General features: G+C 37.6%; 3 protein-coding genes. 1 reads left to right on the forward strand and 2 read right to left on the reverse strand.

The annotated features are described in order from the left end of the window. A partial coding sequence (locus tag ACH2CJ_RS13015) for a hydroxypyruvate isomerase family protein (protein ID WP_394993271.1) occupies window positions 1-606 on the forward strand: 606 nt, incomplete at its 5' end. A gap of 205 nt (window positions 607-811) precedes the next feature. Here ACH2CJ_RS13015 and ACH2CJ_RS13020 read toward each other — a convergent pair. Both ACH2CJ_RS13020 and ACH2CJ_RS13025 read right to left on the reverse strand, forming a co-directional pair. Further along, the gene (locus tag ACH2CJ_RS13020; RefSeq protein ID WP_394993272.1) at window positions 812-1741 is read right to left on the reverse strand and encodes a sugar phosphate isomerase/epimerase family protein; all 930 of its coding nucleotides are present in this window, start codon (window positions 1739-1741) and stop codon (window positions 812-814) included. Window positions 1742-1845: 104 nt separating this feature from the next. Beyond that, window positions 1846-4341 (reverse strand): M14 metallopeptidase family protein, encoded by a 2496-nt coding sequence (locus ACH2CJ_RS13025; protein ID WP_394993274.1) that lies wholly within the window; start codon window positions 4339-4341, stop codon window positions 1846-1848. Window positions 4342-4601: the final 260 nt, after the last annotated feature.

The raw sequence follows: 4601 nt of genomic DNA on the forward strand, positions 1-4601 counted from the left end.
GCGAGAAGTAAAGATTGGGGCCTTTCAAATGGTTGGAATAAAAAAGAGCATCACGACGGACTCGAAGAATGGTACAAATATTTAATTGACGAAACCTCAAAAGCTGGTTTTACAAATTTGATTTGTTTTTCAGGAAATCGTGAGAAAGAACTCGACGATGAAGACGGCTTGAAGACTTGTGCTAAAGGCTTGAAAAAAATCATGAATTATGCCGAAAAGAAAAAAGTAACCATCGTAATGGAGTTGCTCAATAGCAAAATCGACCATAAAGATTATATGTGTGATCATACAGATTGGGGTGTAGAACTCTGCAAAAAGATAGATTCTGATAGTTTTAAGCTACTTTACGATATTTATCACATGCAAATTATGGAGGGTGACATTATTCGCACGATTCGTGATAATAACAAATACATTGCTCATTATCACACTGGGGGTGTACCAGGCCGACATGAGATTGATGAAACACAAGAAATTTATTACCCGTCAATCATGAGTGCAATTGCCGAAACTGGCTTTAAGGGTTTTGTAGCCCAAGAATTTATTCCTGCCCGTGCCGACAAATTGGCTTCGCTAAAACAAGGTGTTGACATTTGTGATATTTAAGCGTTCCTTAGTATTTTCTAATTATCAAAATAAGCTATAAATCTAAAGGGAATTATCGCATAGAAAGCATTTATCCCAACAGTGTAAAACCAGTTTCTGCTACAAGTGTTGGTGCAGTTTTTGGTAATAAATTGTTGATTGGGACGGTTTTTGAAAGTAAAATTTTGCTGGGTCAAATGAAAAAATAACGGCTTCCTATATTTTCTTATAAGAAGCTTCTCAACAAATCTACACTTTTCTGAACACCAGTTTTTGGGTCTTCTTTTCCTTCAAATTCAATAGAAATATAGCCTTGATAATTTACTTTTTTCAGTATATCAACAATGCGTTTGTAGTCCAAATCAAGCGAATACCACTCTCCACCGCCATAATAGGTTTTGGCTTGAACAAAGCTTGTTTGTGGAGCAATTTTCTCTAATTTATCATAAGGATTTTCCAAAAAATTACCCGTATCCATCAATAAACCTAACCACGGCGAATCAATGGCATTTTTGATACGCAGCATTCCTTCGGGTGTAGAACCAAGACCCCAATGATTTTCGAGAGCCAGCAAAATGCCACATTCTTCGGCTTTTTTCATACATTGCTCAATACTATCAATGCACCATTTGAATGCTTCATCTTCGGTATAGCCAGCAATAGCAGGCTCGATGCCACGTTTTGCCATAAAATCATCAAAGGATTTGATTGTTCCCCAGCGACCAGTATTTAAACGCATACATGGAATGCCCATTTTATACGCCAATTCGATGCAATGATTCGTATGGTCAATGTGTTCTTTCAAGACAGCTTTATCGGGCGAAACAAATCCTTGATGAATCGAAAGGCAAGTCATTGCAATTCCATTTACAAAGGCGTGTTTTTTGAGTTTTTGTAGATAGGCGTTGTCTTCGCTTTCCATTTGTCGGTGCAGTACGTCGATACCATCTAAACCCATTTTAGCAGCTTCATCAATGACTTTTTCTATCGGAAATTTGTCACCCTTAAAGTGCCAATACGAATAACTCGACACACTTAATTTGATTCTACTTGCGGTTTTTATTAGAGGTTGTTGAACTTCAGTGAAAGTTGGCGTAACCAAAGCAGCCGTACTTAAAGTTGCATTTTTCAAGAATGAGCGTCGAGTATTATTCATAGTGTTTTAGAGATATTTAGTTAGGGGAGACGTGATATGAGAACTAAAAAAATGAGTTTACTGTCATTTCTCGAATTTCATATTCCAAATTTCGCATTTTTAAATTAGTTTACAGTAAACAACGCATTTCCAAAAATCAATTTTCCTGAATACCAAAAGCCTCTGAAAAGAGGATCATCACCCATGTAAATAATTTTTCCTTTGCCTAACTCTTGCACGCCGAAAATCAAAGTGTTCTTCATTTTTTCTTTGGCATTTTTCCCTACAAACCCCGTTACATAATTATTATCTTTTAAGTAACCAACATTCCAGCCCTCTTTCAGATAATCATAATTATAAGGATCACGCACGAGCGAATAATAAACCCCTTCAGTGCCATAGCCAAGCGGATGTGTTTTATCTAATTCTACCTTATAAATTGCTCCTGGAATTTGATCCATAATTGCCTCACGCTCACGGGTGCCATAAACTTTAAGTTCGATTTTATCGCTTGGGGTAGCTTCTTTTTTACGTTTGAGAGCGTAACCATCTTTGTCAGCAAAATAACTTGTTGCACCTTCCATGGCAATTAGTTTACCGCCATTTTGAATCCATTTTTTGAGTGCATCGCCATTACCTAAGATTTTGTCATAGCTTCCGTCAGCCAAAATTATAACATCCAATTGGTCAAGTGGTACTCGTGAAAACGTATTTCCTTCAATAACTGTTATCGGATAATTGATTTGCTGTTCGAAAAAATGCCAAACTTCGCCAAATGCAGTAGGCGTTACTCCATCGCCTGCCACCAGAGCCACACGTGGGTTTTTAAGCACATTAACCGAACCCGAACCAAAATCATTTCCACTCGAAACCATTCCTGAGGTTGTAGCTAAAAGGTTGATATTGAATTCTTTAGCTGCCGACTGAATGGTCTTGTCGAAATTATCTCCCATTCTTTCATTATTGGTCCGGGTGATAACTAATGAGCCAGCATCAAATTTTCTTCCGTCCATTTCAAATGGGTTTTCATTAAATCTAACCTTAATTCCTGCCGCCAATATTTTTGATAAAAACTTCACATCTTCAAACGATTTCCATGCAGATACGTATGCATAAGGTTTTCCTTCAAAATTATGCGAAAAATTACTTGATAGTTTTGCATTTCCAACTGATACTTTTTCTTTGGTAGCAAAAGCCTTTAAACCATAACCGTATGCCAACGACCAAGTGGTAAGGTCATACGTAACCGAATCTTCGAGAGCTGTTTTTGGTTCAAAGAGGATTTTTACGAGTGTTCCTTTTGGTTGAAAAGTGCTGATTATCAAGTCATTAACTTCTATTTTAAAACTTTCATCTTTCAAACTTTGGTAGCCAAATCCTGTTGAAGACGATTCTTTTGCTGCGAAACCATAGCTAATTTGGAGTTTATCCAAAAGACCAGTCAAAGCCTGTACTTTTGCTTCGTCGCCTTTAGTTTTCATCACGAATGATTTATAAACGCCATAGCCGTTAGCGGTTTTATCGGTAAAAAACTTAGTAAATTCATCCACTGTTTTATCGGCTCGGCTCGAAATAGCCTCCAACGAACCCATGCTGGTAGCAAAATGATGAGAGATACGTTGCGAAAGTGTGAGAGTATCGCTATCTTCTTTGGCAATTTGCAAACCCGCACGTCCACCACCACCTTGTTCATAAGTCATACCAATTGCTCCATTGTAAGACGGGTAAGTATCTCCATAACTTGGATAAAGCAAATCGTAATTTTCTTTAGAGAAATAAAGCCAGTAATTTTTGTCGAAATATTTTTTATTGAATTCTCCAAGCGTTTGTTGGAATTCACGTTGCCATTTGGTCAAATCTTCATGATAAGGTTTTGCTGATGGGGCAAAATAATAAGGTGTATTTACTCCCATTTCGTGAAAATCGGCATGTAGGTGCGGCATCCATTGGTTATATAATTTTACTCGTTGCTGCGTAATTTCTTGTGTTTGCCAAGCCCAGTCACGGTTTGGGTCAAAAATATAATGCGAAAAGCGTCCACCGGGCCATGGTTCATTGTGTTCGATAGCAAAAGGAGTAGCATTTCCGCCTTGATTTGACACTCGATTGTACCATTGAGCATATCTATCTCGTCCATCGGGATTAATGCAAGGGTCAATGATTACGACCGTATTTTTCAAGAATGCTTGTGTGGTAATATTATTTTTATTCAACAATTCATATAGAACTTGCATCACTGCCTCCGAACTTACTGCCTCATTGCCATGTACGTTATAGCTCAACCAAGCAATTGCAGGAACTTTTGCCGTAGCTTTTCCTTCCAAAAGTCCTATGTTTTTAAGATTATTGGTGCGAATCTCTTCGATTCTTGCCAAATTTTCGGGCGAAGCAATTACTGCTACCATCAAAGGGCGACCTTCAAAAGTGCTGCCATAGTCTATTGTTTTTACTTGAGTAGGGTTTTGCAAAGCTATATATCGCACGTAATCAACGATTCGGTGATGGAAGCTAAATTTTGCACCGAGTTTATAACCAAGAAATTCTTCGGGTGTTTTGGTGATTTGTGCAGATAAACTCAATAAGTTGTGACAGAGAAATAAGGTTGTAATGATTCTTCTCATTATGGTAAGGACTTTTTTTGAAGTGTACAATAAACAATTTCCAAAGATATAATTTTTCGATGAAAACTCAGTTTGAAATCTGCTTGAAACAAGAAACTTTAAAATATTTTACTTTTTTTTGGTGGTGGTATTGCGGAATAAAAAAAATGTCGTACTTTTGCACCACCAAATAACAAAACAGACGATAAATGGAACCAGCCGGCCCTATCGTCTAGCGGTTAGGACAAGTCCCTTTCACGGATTAAACCGGGGTTCGATTC

Origin of the sequence: Emticicia sp. (assembly GCF_043780375.1) — a bacterium.
GTDB lineage: Bacteria > Bacteroidota > Bacteroidia > Cytophagales > Spirosomataceae > Emticicia.